This is a genomic window from Paenibacillus sp. J31R109 (assembly GCF_059692055.1).
In genome coordinates this window covers 176,562-192,024 of record NZ_JCAUAR010000012.1, presented here as the reverse complement: position 1 = coordinate 192,024, position 15,463 = coordinate 176,562, and the positions used below count along the sequence as shown (strand labels likewise).

Here is a 15,463-nt window from a genome sequence, read left to right as displayed (position 1 = left end):
AAGATCGCGAAGTTAACAGGGGTCACAGCATTGACAAAGCACCTTGATAAGGCTATGATATCTCTTGTTGATTTATTTAAATGTAACTGGAGGTGTTTTGACTATGGCAGTTCCTCAACGGAGAACGTCCAAAACACGTCGCGATAAGCGCCGTACTCACTTTAAACTGGCTGTGCCAGGAATGGTGAAGTGTGAACAATGTGCTGAACTTAAAAAAGCGCATCATGTTTGCAAAAACTGCGGTTCATATAAGGGTAGAGAGATCGTACAAGCTCAATAATCATATGAATCTTGCAATGAAAATGACACTTCTAATCGAAGTGTTATTTTTTTTGTATTTTACCAGTGTCCAAGTGTAGCAAGTAGTACAAAAAAACTGTAACAAAAAAATTATTTACTTGAATTAAGTAAGTATGTAGACGTATAATGTTCCCTAGGGACGATACAGCGTAGTAGTCACTCGAAATAAACCTAGTTTGCACAAAGATACCTCAATAAACGCGAGGGAGTGGATTCAAATGGAAACAGCGCATACGCATTGTAAATTGGAAACTGTGTTAGAAATCCTTGTTGGCAAATGGAAGCCTGTTGTTTTGTTCCACCTTTTTTCTAAGGGCACGTTGCGATTTAGCGAACTTCAAAAAGAAATTCCAGATATAACGAAAAAGATGCTTACTCAACAATTACGGGAGTTAGAATATCACGATATTGTTCACAGGAAGATCTATTCTCAAATACCGCCTAAAGTCGAGTATTCCATCACCGAATATGGCCAAGGAATGGCTACTGTCTTACAGGCAATGAATGACTGGGGAATGGCGCATGTGAATCATTTGAATGAGATGTATGGGGAAGAACGAGCCGTGGAATCATTTGAAACTAGATTAGATGAAGTCACCCGATAATACGGGAGTTTCTCCAGCAAAAGAAGAAGCCGCGAACGCGGCTTCTTCTTTTTTATAGTCAAGGCGTGACTCTTTAGAAAATGTGGAAAATATTTCAAAATATTGACGTAAACGGGAGGGTGAAAGCGTCTAGAACAGGTGTAACATAGAAAGAAAGGGGAATGACTATGCTGTTAAAGTCGGGAGATGAAAGCATGAAATGGATGAGGTTAATGCCGCTTATGCTAGGTGTGATACTTGTAATACTCTCTGCCAAACCTTTGTATGCAGCGGGGAAAGAGAAGTATATTGGGAGTCGTGTAAACCATCAGTTTAAATTTGAGCATATCTATGTGAATTTTATGGAATTAGGTAAGGTTGAAATTCTTGGCAGAGGTACCCCGATCCCCGTTGATCATATGTCTGTGGAAAATGATTTATCAGACGGCAAAGAAACAAAAACCATTCAGACCATGGCAGATTACGTGAGCATGAATCAAGAAACCAGTGCGGATCGACTCACTTACACGAGAACATATAAATGGGCAGGTCAGAGAATAGAAATTGCAGACCAGTTTCAAGCAGGCGAATTCAATACATCCACCCGTGAACAAGCGAATTTACACATGACGATTAATCACAAGGATTGGTCGGTGGAGGGGCCGGTCCTAGTTCGGCCATTTTTTTTAGATGATAATCGGTACCATGGCTACTTTGGCGTTTTGACAGTCAAGGAGAAAGGGATAGAGAAGTTCGTCATCATTCAACGAATCTCTGGGACGGCATTTACTCCGGATAAAAATCTGTCATGGCGCATACTAAGTATCGATAGCCAAGGTCAGGTTCAAGAGGACCGCTTCACATATGATGAGCTGAATGAGGTGCCGCAGAGGATCAATATGATTAATATTACGTCAGCTTCGCCATTCAGCTTGGGATATCATAGTAACATTTTATTTGTTTGGCCATCTCTTCTGTTCCCATTAGCCTATCCGATCGGCACAGCCATAGTGGGGCTCCTGTTGGTTATCATCGGGTTAGTAAAAGGATTACGCCACTATCGAAAATAATGAGACCAACTGTGAGGCGTTGAAAGGAGCATAAGGATTTGAAGGTCGTGGTTTATTTCATGGTAGTAACTTTCATGGTCGGTTTGTCCGCGTGCCAAGCGGCAGAGCCTACAACCGTTGAACCGAGTGCGATGCCAAGTGAGTCAACAGCTCCTATCAGCGTGCAAATGGAGAGTGCAGCACCAAAGGTTAATGAGGTTAAGGATGTAACCTCGCTTATTCCCCCAGGGTGGCAGCTGCTGGTTCGACAGAATAGTGCGGACAGCGTGGAAGGTGACTTGAACAAAGACGGCATCCAGGACGTCGCCATGGTCATCGAAAAGATAGAGGCCAAGAAAGAGGAAGCACCGGATAGGGCGCTTTTGATTGGTTTTGGCAATAGGGACAGTACGTATACACGCTCCATTATTGCAGAAAAGGCGATTCTAAAAGCCGATGAAGGCGGGATATGGGGCGATCCACTCGACAGTATTTTTATCGATAGAGGCTCCATTGTCGTCAGTTTCTATGGGGGAAGTAACTTCAGGTGGTATGGAAATTATCGGTTCAGATTTCAAAATGGGGACTGGTACTTGATCGGCGCTACCCTTGGATCTTATTTTACGGGGACGATGACAGAGAAAACCGGTGACGAAGAGGACTATAACCTGCTCACAGGTGATTATGTGAAAAGAATCGTCGACGATCCTAAGGCCGAGAAGCCTACAACCCATACGATAACTGGCAACATAGGGAAGAAGCAGCTGCTGAAGCTGAGTGATTTTGTAGCGACGGGTTCGACGGATCAGTTTTTAAAATAAAGCGTGTTCGCGGCCGCGGGAGGGGCAGGTAAGTGCCAGCTGCGAAGACGCGCTTGAGCACAGTATTTGTGCTCGAGCAGTTAACAGCCAGTTGCGAAGATTCGCTTGCGCACAATATATGTGCTCAAGCAGGTAACAGCCAGCCGAGGCGCCGCGCTTGCGCACAATATATGTACTCAAGCAAGTAACAGCAAGCAGAGACGCCGCGCTTGAGACTTCAATCCTCCCTCTTTTTCTCACCTACATATCCATCTCCTTTAATACCCCCAGAAATGCACGCACCTCTAGCCTTTTTACCTTATATCACGTATATTACTACCCCCACCTACGATGACTTTTTTCTATGCTGCACCAGCCCAGCAACCCCTCAGGCTCCACGCAGCCTAACCATTCTTCATTACCTCTGCACACCGCACCGATGCAACCTAGCTCTCTCCCTCTTTTGGCCCCTCTTTTCACTCTCATAATGCCTCATAGCACACTTATCCCCAAACTTACCCACAATATCAACATGTCCACAAATCAGGCTGTGTATAAGATTCTTTCTTGCTTATACACATATCCACAACTGAACTTATCCACAAATGGAGAATCATGTGCCCCTTATTCACGAGGCCGCCTACGAATACTTATCATTGCGCGATCGGTAGGAGAGAGCTGGTGGAGCGGGATTATGCTATTTGATGCCGAAGGATGTGCTTTTCCGCGTGTGATTTGGTATGCTGTATTATGTTGTAATGTTTTCGTAATACTACTGTAATATGAAATGGAACATTAGCTTCTCTTATATGCTTCTAAGAACGTGGACAACTCCGTCTTTAGTCTAGGTTTTATCACGACCTTTGGCTAACGAAAGACAGTACCTTGGGGTGTTCTTTAAAAAGCCTTACTCCTTTATGATAAAGGTAACGTAGAGGAGAGCGAGGATTTGGCATGAGAACAAAAGCTTGGATGTCCTATTTGCTAGCGTGCAGCGGACTTCTTTTGATCCCATTAGTAGGGCTCATTTATATACATTTAAATCAAGACACAGGAACAGCGTACAGTTTAATGACTGATCTGGATCGGCAGATCCCTTTTATCAAAGGCTTTGTGGTTCCGTATTTAGGTTGGTATGGCTTTCTTGCCGTAGGCTTCTTATATTTAGCGTATCGAGATCGCTCGAATTACCTTCAAACACTCGTAGAATTTATCATAGGTTTGCTTTTATGTTATAGCGTCTATGCTATATATCAGACAACAGTGCCGCGGCCGGACCTTGCAGGTAGTGATTGGTTGCTTCGGACAGTGCAATGGGTGTACAGCTCCGATGAACCGTTTAATTGTTTTCCCAGCACACACGTACTAACGGCCTATCTGATGATGAGAGCCTATCTCCGTTCAGTACCTATAGCAATACGCTACAAAATCATAACGGCGGGTATGGCAGTGTTAATTATTGCGTCGACTCTGTTCGTTAAACAACATGTGATTATGGATATCGTGGGTGCAGTGCTTGTAGCTGAGTGCGTCGTCTATGTAGTTAGTAAAAGTAGGAGAGCGTGGTCGATAGGATCGATAGCTGCTGGTGCGCGACAAGATGAGCTCGAAAGGGGACTAAAGCAATGAGAAGAAAAGGGAAGCTTCTGATACTAACGGGCAGTCTTGGGGATGGGCACAACAAAGCAGCGCAGGCGATACTTGAAGCTGTACGTATGTATAGACCTGATATGGAAGTGAAAGTCGTCGACTATTTGGCGTGGACACATCCGTATTTGCATGGGTTCGGTAAGTACTGTTATATGCAATGGGTAAAAAGCTTGCCCTCCGTATATGGTTTTCTCTACAAGAAGACCAGACATGACACCGCGTTATCCCATTTGTTCAAAAGAATGAAGTCTTTCAGCACCGACCGGATGCTGGATTTGTTAGAAGAGGAAGCACCCACGGAAGTTGTGTGTACGTTCCCAGGGGCTGCGGCTGCTATGTCTTATCTAAAATGCAACGGCCTTACGATCGTGCCGACCGTGACGGTCATCACGGACTATACCGATCACAGCTACTGGATTCATCCAGGGACGGATAAGTATCTGGTCGGGGCAGAGCATGTGAAGCAGGCGCTTCTGAAGTATGCGATCCCGGAGCAGCGCATCGTCGTGACCGGCATTCCGATTCGGATGCCATTCACACAATCGTACAATCGCTCCGAACTTCGCGATAAATACGGTTTGCAGCGCAACATGCCAACGGTGCTTGTGATGGGCGGGGGGCACGGCCTGATCGGAAAATCGTTCAAATCGGTGCTGCAATCGGATGAACTGGCAGTGCCTGTGCAATTTGTATTCGTCTGCGGACGCAACGAGAAGCTGAAGCAGCATTTGGAGGAGGAACTTGGCGGCTCGAACACGCATCATCACGTTATGGTGACAGGGTTCGTCGACCATGTGCACGAGCTTATGGCGCTGTCTGACCTAATCGTGACGAAGCCAGGTGGGCTTACCGTATCCGAAGCGCTCGCGTTGGAGCTGCCCATGATGCTGTACAAGCCGATTCCTGGGCAGGAGCAGGCCAACGCCGCGTACCTCGTGGGGATTGGTGCTGCTGTCGAAGTAAAGAACGCCGCTGAGATGAAAAAACAATTGCTCGACGTCATCGCGAATCAGTCCGTTTTGCTCAAGTTGAAAAAAAATGTACAACGACGTCACCAACAACCAGATGTATTGCGTACCTTGGATGCGATTTTGGAAACGGAGCATCATTACCTTCCGATTCAAGATGGTTTGCAATTCTCGTATGCGAATGTGTAGAAAAAGCCAAGACCCCGATTCCTCCCGTTTTATTGAGGGGAATAAGGGGTCTTTTTTGCTGCCAGTTAGCCTGCTACTTATCCTCTTGCATCGTGACAATGATATCTTGTGCGTAGTTGCCGAATTGTTTGCCGAAGAGGGTAACACCGCCACAATTCGCTGCTGTTTCCAAGGAGGCAAGGCGGAAATGAATATCCTGCGAAAATGTAATATTTAGGTCGTGAATCGTGGTGGACGATATTTGTGTGCCATCCAGAAATGAGCCTTGCGGATTCACCGTAATGATTTTTAGCAAACCATACTGTGTATTGCCATTTCCCCACCAATCTGGAGTGAGTACACCTCTATGTTTGCCAAAATCACCAGGGCAGGTCCACTGTCCAAGTGGCTTGTCGTTGATCGAAAAAGAAATATCAGAGGGCCAATTCTCATTAAAGCCAGGAGCTTCCGAGCAAATTTCGAATGAGATTTCCAGTGTACGAAGCTTCTGATTGCTGTGGAAAAAATTCGGGATACGGTACTCCACATAACCGCTGCCAAACCAGAGAATACCTGCTTGTACATGCTGCGGATCGGCAAAATACCGTGGATCATCCAGTACCCCGATCAGTTGGGTTGGGGAAGCCAAGCCACATGTTGGTTTCACATCAAAGGCCGAGTATTGACCGATGGGAATCGCAACCGTCGTGGTTGGAAGCTCATAGGGCTTCTTCGACCTAAACTGAAGAGTGGCTTGATCCAGCTGCAGGTAACAAATCTTCTGTGTACCGCGCACACCAGTCACATTCTCCGAACGCACGATGCCAGCTTGCTCCAGCTTCTGGATATGCTTGGTCACAATGGCCGACGAAATCTCTAGTCGCTGGGAAAGCTGTTTAATATTTAATGGCTCTTCACCTAGTAATTCAATCATTTTCACACGAGTCTCCGAGGAGAAGCACTCCAGGAAGGGCATGTTTTTGGATGTAACCTCAATTTGCATAGGGGGAACCTCAACTTTACGTGCATATTTTCTTTATTGTATAACCTGTAGGTTATTTAAACAACCTGTTTATTAGATTTTTGAGAAATAATAACGTCATTCAGCCTGATTTGTGCAAAAAAAGGACGTTCATCATCAGCCAAATCATGTATCATGGTAAGGAGAAAGAAGCTATCTTTTAACCAAATACAGGTAACGAGGTGTGAAAATGAGCAAACGCTTTCAGCTGCACGCGATCTTCTCTGAAGGAATGATATTGCAGCGAAATCAAGAGAATCCGATATGGGGGAGGGGCCCTGAGGGGATGAGCGTTACCTTGGTGTGCCAAGGACAGCAGGTACATAGCCTCATTACCAACGGCAAGTGGCAGGTGATATTGCCCGCATCCGAAGCGGGAGGTCCTCATATCTTAACCGTTAGCTCGGAGGGGCAGCTACTAATGGAAATCCAAGATGTCTACTTTGGGGACGTTTGGCTAGCTGGCGGTCAATCTAACATGGAGTGGCCGGTAAGGGAGACAGATCACGCGCAGGCGGACATCGCGGAAGCTCATTTTCCGCTTATACGTTACTTCGATGTCCCCCGCGTGGAATGGGCTAACCCTGCCATAGAAACACCGATGAACGCTTCTTGGAAAAAGGCGCTGCCTGAGCATGTGCCGGACTTTTCGGCAGTTGCTTATCATTTTGCCCAGCATATTCAGGCTTCTGAGGGGATACCGATTGGCATCATTGGCTGCAATTGGGGCGGTACCTCGGCTTCTTGTTGGGTAAATGAAGCAACGATTCAACAGTACCCAGAGCTGCAGGTGTATCTGGATACGTTTGCCGAGCAGATCAAGGATTTTGATTGGGTCGCCTATGAGCGTATTGGGCAAGCTTATGATCAAGCGGTTGCTGATTATGAGAAGCGCAAAGCAGCAGGGGCTACCATAGAAGAGTTAGGGGGCTATCCGTGGCCGCCTCCTACGAATCCACATACGCCCATGAGGCCTTGTGGTGTATATGAGACGATGCTGCTCAAAATCGCACCTTACGGCTTAAAGGGCTTCCTGTTCTACCAAGGGGAGAGCGATGTTAAACGAGCGGACGTGTATGACAAGCTGCTGACAGGACTTATCGACTATTGGCGGTCACTCTGGCAAAAGGACAATCTTCCCTTCCATTTCGTGCAGCTTCCTTCATTTAGCTATGAAGGTAATCCCGATGGGGACGAGTGGGCGCTGCTTCGCGAATCCCAAACAATGGTGAATGAGCGTATCCCACATACGGGGATGGCGATTGCCTTGGATTGCGGCGAGCGCGATGACATTCATCCGCGGGATAAGCGTGCGGTGGGGTACAGGCTCGCTTTAACAGTCTTGGAGCATGTCTACGCGCGCGAGCTCACTAGCTCAGGGCCTGTATACCGCGAGCTGCAGATCGAGGAGGGGCGGGTTGTGCTCCATTTTGATCATACCGAAGGCGGATTGGCGCTCGCTGAGGGGAGCGAACGGCTCATCGGCTTCCAGCTTGCTGAAGCGGAGGGGCCTTTCGTGGCAGCAGAGGCGAGCATCGATGGCAGCACGGTTGTGCTGTGGCATCCAGCAGTCGCGAAGCCAACGAGGGCGAGATATGCTTGGACCAATTACACAGAGGCCAACTTGTTGAATGGGCTTGGTTTGCCAGCTGGCACGTTCCGCACGATACGTGAGAATAGATGAGGTTGTGAGGGCGTTCACTCTTGGGAGTGGACGCTTTTTTGCGTGCTGTAAGTCGAAAAATTCGAGTTACAGCAGTGAAAGGCGAGCTTCGGTGTGCTGTAAGTCGAAAAATTCGAGTTACAGAAGTGAAAAGCGAGCTGCTGCGTGCTGTAAGTCGAAAAATTCGAGTTACAGAAGTGAAAAGCGAGCTGCTGCGTGCTGTAAGTCGAAAAATTCGAGTTACAGAAGTGAAAAGCGAGCTTCGGTGCGCTGTAAGTCGAAAAATTCGAGTTACAGAAGTGAAAAGCGAGCTTCGGTGCGCTGTAAGTCGAAAAATTCGAGTTACAGAAGTGAAAGTCGAGCTGCTATGCGCTGTAAGTCGAACTATCCTCCGATCAAGCAAGGATAAACGAAGCCAACTCCGCCTCCCTTGCCTCCGAAACCGGCTGCGAATTGTCCCAGTACATGAGCGACGACGGTGCTATGTGCCACGATACCTCTCTGCGCTGCAGCGCGGGTCGGAATTGTTGCCAATTCTCTAGCTTCCACACATCTAAAGCTGATCCCCTTACACGAATACGCTCCTTGTAAGCCTCCTCGCTCGGCAAATACACATATATCACCCTAACGGTGACATCATGTACCGTTGCTCCGATACGAGCCAACTCTCCTTCCAGCCACAGCGGCTCCCCTTGCTCTCTTGTAAAAGGGCCGATCACGACGGCATCTTGCCCAACGGATAACTGCTCCAGAGCCGCGTCCATGGTGATGCGATATCCTAAATCTCGGCAGTGCGCCTTGTAAAACGGTGAATCCCGGTCGCTTGGGTCTTGCCCGGCAAGCGTCATGATCGCTTCCGCGGCAGGGCGCAGCAAGGTGTCCATATCCAAGAAAGCTCCGCCATGTCGGCGCACCCAAGCTTTTGCTAGTGTTGTTTTGCCCGCACCTGCAGGGCCGATAAAAAAGATTAATTTACGCATAGGTAACCTCCGCAGAATGGCTTTTAAAGCATATGTCATAAGATTGTAACATAAGAGCGTTTACAAGTTCGATTTTCAGGAAACTTTCAGCTGAATTAAAGGTTCCTTTAAGCTTTCGGCTATAATTACATCACATTTTTCTCGTATATTTAGGAGATATAGGGGTTAATTTAAATCGGAAGGATCGATTACATGTTAACGAATGTAACTAGTCCACCTCAAAGTGGATATGGAACAGTATCCCATCCTGCAGATCTTTGGCCAACACAGGGCTGGCCAACTTCAACGCCCGAAGCACAAGGTATATTCTCGGCAACGCTAGCTAAGACTTTCGAGGTTTTTGATAAACAAGGTGTGCATAGTGTAGCCATTATTCGTCATGGTGTGTTGGTTGCGGATGCTTATAAAGAAGGAATTCAAGCGGAAATTCCGCAAGATATGAAATCAGTAACGAAGAGTGTAACATCGGCACTAGTCGGTATTGCTTTAGCAGAAGGTAAGCTGAAAAGTCCAGAGCAGCGTCTAGCTGTATTTTTCCCAGAGTTAGAGAAAGATCCCTTAAAGTCTAAGATTCGATTAAAGCATCTGCTTAGTATGACTTCAGGCCTCTCTTGGGATAATTATCAGGAGCACTCATCGAACGAAATGATGCATGAACCGGATTGGATCCAGTATATCCTAGACCGTCCTGTCAAACATGAACCAGGTGAAGTGTTCAATTATTCTAACGGAGATGCGCACTTACTCTCGGCTGTGCTTGAAAAGGTTACGGGGATGACCATGTTGGACTATGCCAAGTCACGGTTATTCGAACCGCTAGGCATTACAAATGTGAGCTGGAACCATGACCACAACGGAATGACAATCGGTGCTTGGGCGCTTGCTTTAACACTTGAAGATATGGCTAAGATAGGCTTGCTTTATCTCAAAGAAGGGCAATGGGAAGGGAAATCAATTATTCCCCAAGCCTGGATTCGTACTTCATTGGCAAAGCGGATTCACTTGAATTATAGTAACGGTACCCGAGGCACGTACGGCTACTATTGGTGGTCCAAAACGCTTGCCAAAGGAATCGTAAGAGGAAGCCGCAAAGAAATGGATGTTTTCTATGCATCGGGTTCAGGTGGCAGACGCATATTTGTTATACCGGATTTGGATGTGATTGTTGCGCTAACTGCCAATACGGATGATGTGGATATGCCGGAAGGCTTGTTGCTCCATGTGCTTCAGTCAATTCGATCCGACAAAGGGCTCACGGAGAACCCCGTAGCCAATGCGCAATTAAAGCAAGCCATTCAAGCTTTCTCGGCATCAGCTGTTATCTAAACATGGACAAGCCGCACATCGGAAGATGGCGGCTTTTTCTTGTGCTGATTTCTCGGTTGCGAGCGCAGATGAGAACGTGTAGATCCACCCCAATTGTAACGACAAGAAGGTCCGTAAAGCGTTGACAGGCCTTCTCTTTGTGTGCTAAATTTTATATTGATAATGATTCTCATTTACACAAAAAGAAAGGGGCTGCTATCTTGTCTGAAGTATGTACTAAAGATGAAGACACGTTCCTTTGCCTTGATCATACATGGCTTAAATTCCGTACTGCCCAGCTCGTTCAAGAGGGGAAATTGACACAGCAGTTTATGTCTTCCTATTGCATGATGGTTGTCAAGCAAGGTGAAGGCGATTTGAGAATAGATTTGCAAACCTATCGTATGCAGTCGGACACGGTACATGTCGTAGCGCCGGGCCAAACCATAGGCTTTTGTGAGGGACAGAAGTCGGAACTGTATTTAATTACATTTGATATTCATGGCGATACTTCGGACAAAGAAGTGATTTTTCCACTTTTGGGTGAGCTGCCTATTCATATCGAGAGCACACTAAATCAGCTCTGTGAGCAACTCTGTCTGTGCAGTCGAAGTGAAAGTGCGGTAGAGCGATTTCGAGGTCAGCCTGTTTTTTTAGAATTGATATACTGGGTAATGACGCACATACGTCAGAATGCCAAATTGGACTCACGCGCCGCTATGGATCGTACGAAGAGCTATATTGAGGCTAATTTTAGGGAAAGTATGTCGATTGAACAGCTCGCGCGGATGGCCGAAATTAGTCCGAAATATTACGTGAGTTTATTCAAAAAGACATACGGTAAAACAGCCATCGACTATTTGACGGAAGTCAGGGTGAACATGGCGAAGCAGCTTATGCTGCATACCGATGTACGTTTGAAGGATGTCGCCTACCAAGTGGGCTACAATGATGAGTTTTATTTTAGCCGCATGTTTAAGAAAGAGGTTGGTGTCTCGCCGACTGTTTATTTGAAAAACCGCCGACAACGAATTGTTGCCTATTCTGTGGCCGTGCTAGGACAATTGCTTGCGCTCAAAATCATGCCTTTCGCCGCTCCCTTACACCCCAAATGGAGTTCCTACTATTATAATAACTATCGGACAGATATCCCTTTGCACTTGAGTGGGTATCGGTTTAATGAGGATTGGGAGACGAACGTGAACGTCTTGGCACACAGCCAAGTGGATTACATCCTTAGTACGGACCAACTGCAAGTGCAGGAGAAGGAGCGGTTGTCACAAATAGCGCCCGTACATATCATCCCGTTGTATGATAAAACCTGGCAAGAACAGCTCCACGCAACAGCGCAGATCGTTGGTGCTTTAGATGAAGCTGTTGTTTGGATAGATAGCTATAATCGCAAAGTAAAATTGGTGCGAGAACAATTGGATGAAGAGTTGCAGGGTGACACCGTATTATTTGTCAGCCTACTTGGCGATAGCTTCTTTCTATTTCCGACACGCGGGATGCGAGATGTGTTTGAAGATCTGGCTTTGCAGGCACCACGCGGGTTAGAGCAGTTTCAGGCTAATCACTGCTTAACGCTCGAGGAGATGGCTCAATTAGATATGGATCACTTGATGCTCAATATCAGGCAGGAATCTGAGACTTTGCAGCATTGGGAGCGAATCCGAAAGTCCATGGTATGGAAGGATTTAAAAGTTGTACGTAGAAATCGGGTTCACCTCATCTCTTCGGATCCGTGGCGAGAGTACTCTGCCTATGCCATGGAGCGCATGATTCAGGATCTTCGTGAGCATTTATGTGACAATCGTACATGAGATTTTCCGTATATTGTCCATGTTCGGCATGGGCAACTTCTTTTATAATTTAATGAGAATGATTATCATTCGTAGTGGATAGAGAGGGGATTTAAGAAAAATGAAAAAGTTAGCAACGATCGGTATTACGACATTGGTTCTATTAGGGTTGACGGCATGTGGCGGGGGGAAAACAGAAACGGCCCCTGCAGCAGCAGGTACGGTAGCGCCTACAGTAGCTCCAACAGCCGCTCCCGCAGCAACGCCTTCAGGACCAAGGGTCATTAAATACGTTGGCAAAGAATTTACCGTTCCTGCAAAAGCGGACAAAATCGTCATTACAGGTGCACTCGAGTCTTTGGAAGATGCTTTGCTGCTAGATGTGAAGCCCGTGGGTGCATTAACGGTTGGCGGTAAATTCCCAGCGGTATTCGCGCCAATTACGGATAAATCGGAGGGTGTAGGCGAGAAAGCACAGCCGAACCTTGAAACGATTTTGAAATTGAAGCCAGATGTCATTCTCATGAGTACGAAATTCCCGGCGGAGACGATTGAGAAAATCTCCAAGATCGGGCCAACGATTCCAGTCTCCCACATTGCAACGGACTGGGAAAACAACTTAAATTTGCTTGCCGAACTGACAGGTAAACAAGATAAAGCGAAGCAAGTATTAGATAAGTACAAAACAGATTCAGCAGCCTTGAAAGCAAAAATCGGTCCTGTTTTCAAAGATAAGAAGGTATTGGCACTTCGCGTTCGCTCAGGCAGCTTGTTCATCTATCCGGAAGATGTCTTCTTTAATCCATCTATCTATGCCGAATTAGGTGCAACCGTTCCAGCGGAAGTAAAAGCGGCGAAAGCACAAGCTAATATTTCACTTGAAAAGCTTTCCGAGATGAACCCGGATTACTTAATCGTGGAGTTCTCTGAGGAAGAGAATAAGGATACACCGAAGGTATTTGAGGATCTGAAGAACAACCCTATTTTCAAAAATATTAATGCCGTTAAGAATGGTCAATTATATACGAATCTTGTAGATCCACTTTTACAAGGTGGTACAGCTTACAGCAAAATTAAATTCTTAGAAGCAATTAATGGCTCTAAATTAATTGGAGCAAAGTAAAGTGAGTGTAGCGCTATGAAATGGAGAGTTCCCGCACCAACCCTCATCTTATTGGCAGCACCTTTCGCCGTGTTTTTTACGATCGTGCTGTCCATTACGTATGGGGCCAAAAGTATTGATTTTAGCCGGATTATCGAGGCTTTTGTCCACTTTGATCCTGGCAATGTTGATCATCAAATTATCATGCATGCTAGACTACCTAGGGTTATTGGGGCGCTGCTCGTCGGCGCTTTCCTAGCGGTGTCGGGCGCTCTCATGCAGGGGATGACTAGGAATTATCTGGCATCCCCTTCCATCATGGGCATATCTGATGGCTCCGCTTTCGCGGTAACTGTTTGCATGGTTATTGCACCATATTCCTCGATGATGGCTATGATTATGGCCTCTTTTGCTGGCTCGGCGTTAAGTATCGTGATTGTATTCGGGCTAGCTTCGCTATTGCCAGGGGGACTGTCACCTGTTCGATTGGCGATTCTAGGGACGCTTATTGGGACATTTCTGAGCAGTGTGTCTGCTGCTATTGCGATGTATTTTCAAGTTTCCCAAAATATTAGCTTCTGGTATAACGCACGTCTCCATCAATTGGACCCGAAGCTGATTATGCTGGCGGTTCCTTTTGCCGTTGTTGGCCTGGGACTCGCCATATGGATGTCCAAGTCGGTGACCATTTTCTCATTAGGGGACGAAATTGCCGTATCTCTTGGTCAGAAAACGTTGCATGTTAAATTATTAACGACACTAAGTGTTGTGTTACTGACAGGGATTTCTGTGGCTATTGCAGGTAAAATTGGATTCGTAGGTTTGTTAGTTCCTCATATTACTCGGTTTTTAACTGGGATTGATTACAAATGGATTATCCCTTGTTCGGCTGTAATCGGCGCTGTCTTCCTAGGGCTATGTGATGTGCTGAGTCGCTTCCTCAATTATCCGTTCGAGATGCCGATTGGTGTGGTCACCGCCATACTCGGTGTTCCGTTCTTCCTCTATCTTATTCGTACACGAGGAGGGGAGTCTCATCGATAAAAAAAGTGATCGACGTTTCGCGTTGCAAGTCGTTATTGGGATTAGCCTTTTGTTAGTGACGGCGTATGTTTCTCTTACAAACGGTGCGTTTGACATTACGTTGAAAGATGTCGTTAAGACCCTGTTGCGAATTGATCCGCAGCATGATCATGATCTGGTCATCCTAGAGTTCCGGCTCCCACGTATTGTTATCGCTCTCTTGGTGGGTATGGGTTTAGGTATGGCGGGAACGGTTGTGCAGAGTTTGACGAGGAACAATTTGGCCGATCCCGGCATACTGGGCATCAACGCGGGAGCGGGGATGGCGATGGTCATCTTCTTGTTCTTCTTTCAAGGGAAGGTCAAAGGTACAGGATGGGCGGCGATTCTTGCCATGCCGGTCGTGGGCTTGGCTGGAGGGCTGGGTGCAGCGCTTCTCATTTATATCTTCTCTCAAAAGAATGGACGGCTAGATTCGCAGCGCCTTTTGCTCACGGGGATTGCGATTGCATCGGGCTTATCCGCAGTGACGGTGTTCATTACGCTCAAAATGAATGCCAAAGATTTCGAGATGGCGGCCGTCTGGGTATCCGGCAGCATTTATAGCGCGAACTGGAAGTACATCATCTCCATGCTGCCCTGGTTGCTGTTATTGACGCCAGTTCTGATCTGGCGATCCCTTGTGCTGGATGTGTTCCAGCTCAGTGAAGAGAGCGTACGCGGGCTAGGCGCTGCCGTGGACAAAGAGAAGGCGATCCTGCTGCTGAGCAGCATCGGTATTGTCAGTGCCTGCGTATCCGTCTCTGGCAGCATCGGATTTATTGGCCTCATGGCGCCGCATATCGCTCGCCGACTCGTCGGCATCACGCATCGGCGGCTGCTGCCTGTCAGCGCGATCGTCGGCGCGCTCTTGGTGATGATCTCCGATTTCATCGCCAAGATGGCGTTCGCGCCGGTGGAGATGCCCGTCGGCGTCGTGATCGCCATTATTGGCGTGCCGTACTTTGTTTGGCTGCTCTATCGGAATAAGCATCGCCGATAGTGCTTC

General features: G+C 47.0%; 14 protein-coding genes. 12 read left to right on the top strand and 2 right to left on the bottom strand.

Going from position 1 to position 15,463, the window contains the following annotated elements; genetic code table 11:
- Nucleotides 1-103: 103 nt before the first annotated feature.
- From rpmF to AC58QT_RS25525, 6 genes are all read left to right on the top strand, one after another.
- On the top strand, nt 104-280 hold the full coding sequence (gene rpmF, locus AC58QT_RS25550) for a 50S ribosomal protein L32 (protein WP_047680282.1): 177 nt from the start codon (nt 104-106) through the stop codon (nt 278-280).
- A gap of 238 nt (nt 281-518) precedes the next feature.
- On the top strand, nt 519-905 hold the full coding sequence (locus AC58QT_RS25545; RefSeq protein ID WP_497411461.1) for a winged helix-turn-helix transcriptional regulator: 387 nt from the start codon (nt 519-521) through the stop codon (nt 903-905).
- Nucleotides 906-1,099: 194 nt separating this feature from the next.
- Complete coding sequence (locus tag AC58QT_RS25540) at nt 1,100-1,954, top strand: hypothetical protein (RefSeq protein ID WP_497411460.1); 855 nt, start codon at nt 1,100-1,102, stop codon at nt 1,952-1,954.
- Between the two features lie 38 nt (nt 1,955-1,992).
- A complete protein-coding gene (locus AC58QT_RS25535) occupies nt 1,993-2,754 on the top strand; it encodes a hypothetical protein (RefSeq protein WP_497411459.1) in 762 nt (253 codons plus the stop codon).
- Nucleotides 2,755-3,687: 933 nt separating this feature from the next.
- Entirely contained in the window at nt 3,688-4,362 is a 675-nt protein-coding gene (locus tag AC58QT_RS25530; protein ID WP_497411458.1) for a phosphatase PAP2 family protein, read from the top strand.
- Nucleotides 4,359-5,540 carry an MGDG synthase family glycosyltransferase gene (locus AC58QT_RS25525; protein WP_497411457.1) on the top strand — a complete coding sequence of 394 codons (1,182 nt, stop codon included), beginning with the start codon at nt 4,359-4,361 and terminating at the stop codon, nt 5,538-5,540. The genes AC58QT_RS25530 and AC58QT_RS25525 overlap by 4 nt, the downstream gene beginning before the upstream one ends.
- 73 nt (nt 5,541-5,613) lie before the next feature.
- Here the strand turns inward: AC58QT_RS25525 and AC58QT_RS25520 are convergent, their stop codons facing one another.
- On the bottom strand, nt 5,614-6,522 hold the full coding sequence (locus tag AC58QT_RS25520; protein ID WP_497411456.1) for an ArsR/SmtB family transcription factor: 909 nt from the start codon (nt 6,520-6,522) through the stop codon (nt 5,614-5,616).
- 208 nt (nt 6,523-6,730) lie between these two features.
- On the opposite strand from AC58QT_RS25520, the gene AC58QT_RS25515 reads away from it, so the two are divergent.
- Nucleotides 6,731-8,224: a sialate O-acetylesterase gene (locus tag AC58QT_RS25515; protein WP_497411455.1), complete on the top strand. Its 1,494-nt coding sequence runs from the start codon at nt 6,731-6,733 to the stop codon at nt 8,222-8,224.
- Between the two features lie 374 nt (nt 8,225-8,598).
- Here the strand turns inward: AC58QT_RS25515 and AC58QT_RS25510 are convergent, their stop codons facing one another.
- Nucleotides 8,599-9,183, bottom strand: coding sequence for a P-loop nucleotide/nucleoside kinase family protein (locus tag AC58QT_RS25510; protein WP_497411454.1), 585 nt, complete (start codon nt 9,181-9,183; stop codon nt 8,599-8,601).
- 192 nt (nt 9,184-9,375) lie between these two features.
- Here AC58QT_RS25510 and AC58QT_RS25505 point away from each other — a divergent pair, with 192 nt between their 5' ends.
- The 5 genes from AC58QT_RS25505 (at nt 9,376) to AC58QT_RS25485 (ending at nt 15,457) form a co-directional block, all read left to right on the top strand.
- The gene (locus tag AC58QT_RS25505) at nt 9,376-10,509 is read left to right on the top strand and encodes a serine hydrolase domain-containing protein (RefSeq protein ID WP_497411453.1); all 1,134 of its coding nucleotides are present in this window, start codon (nt 9,376-9,378) and stop codon (nt 10,507-10,509) included.
- A gap of 200 nt (nt 10,510-10,709) precedes the next feature.
- Entirely contained in the window at nt 10,710-12,311 is a 1,602-nt protein-coding gene (locus tag AC58QT_RS25500; protein ID WP_497411452.1) for an AraC family transcriptional regulator, read from the top strand.
- A 100-nt stretch (nt 12,312-12,411) separates the two neighbouring features.
- Nucleotides 12,412-13,413 carry an ABC transporter substrate-binding protein gene (locus AC58QT_RS25495; RefSeq protein ID WP_497411451.1) on the top strand — a complete coding sequence of 334 codons (1,002 nt, stop codon included), beginning with the start codon at nt 12,412-12,414 and terminating at the stop codon, nt 13,411-13,413.
- 15 nt (nt 13,414-13,428) lie between these two features.
- A complete protein-coding gene (locus AC58QT_RS25490) occupies nt 13,429-14,436 on the top strand; it encodes a FecCD family ABC transporter permease (protein ID WP_497411450.1) in 1,008 nt (335 codons plus the stop codon).
- Nucleotides 14,429-15,457: a FecCD family ABC transporter permease gene (locus AC58QT_RS25485; RefSeq protein ID WP_497411484.1), complete on the top strand. Its 1,029-nt coding sequence runs from the start codon at nt 14,429-14,431 to the stop codon at nt 15,455-15,457. Before AC58QT_RS25490 ends, AC58QT_RS25485 begins: the two co-directional genes overlap by 8 nt.
- The last annotated feature ends 6 nt before the right edge of the window (nt 15,458-15,463 follow it).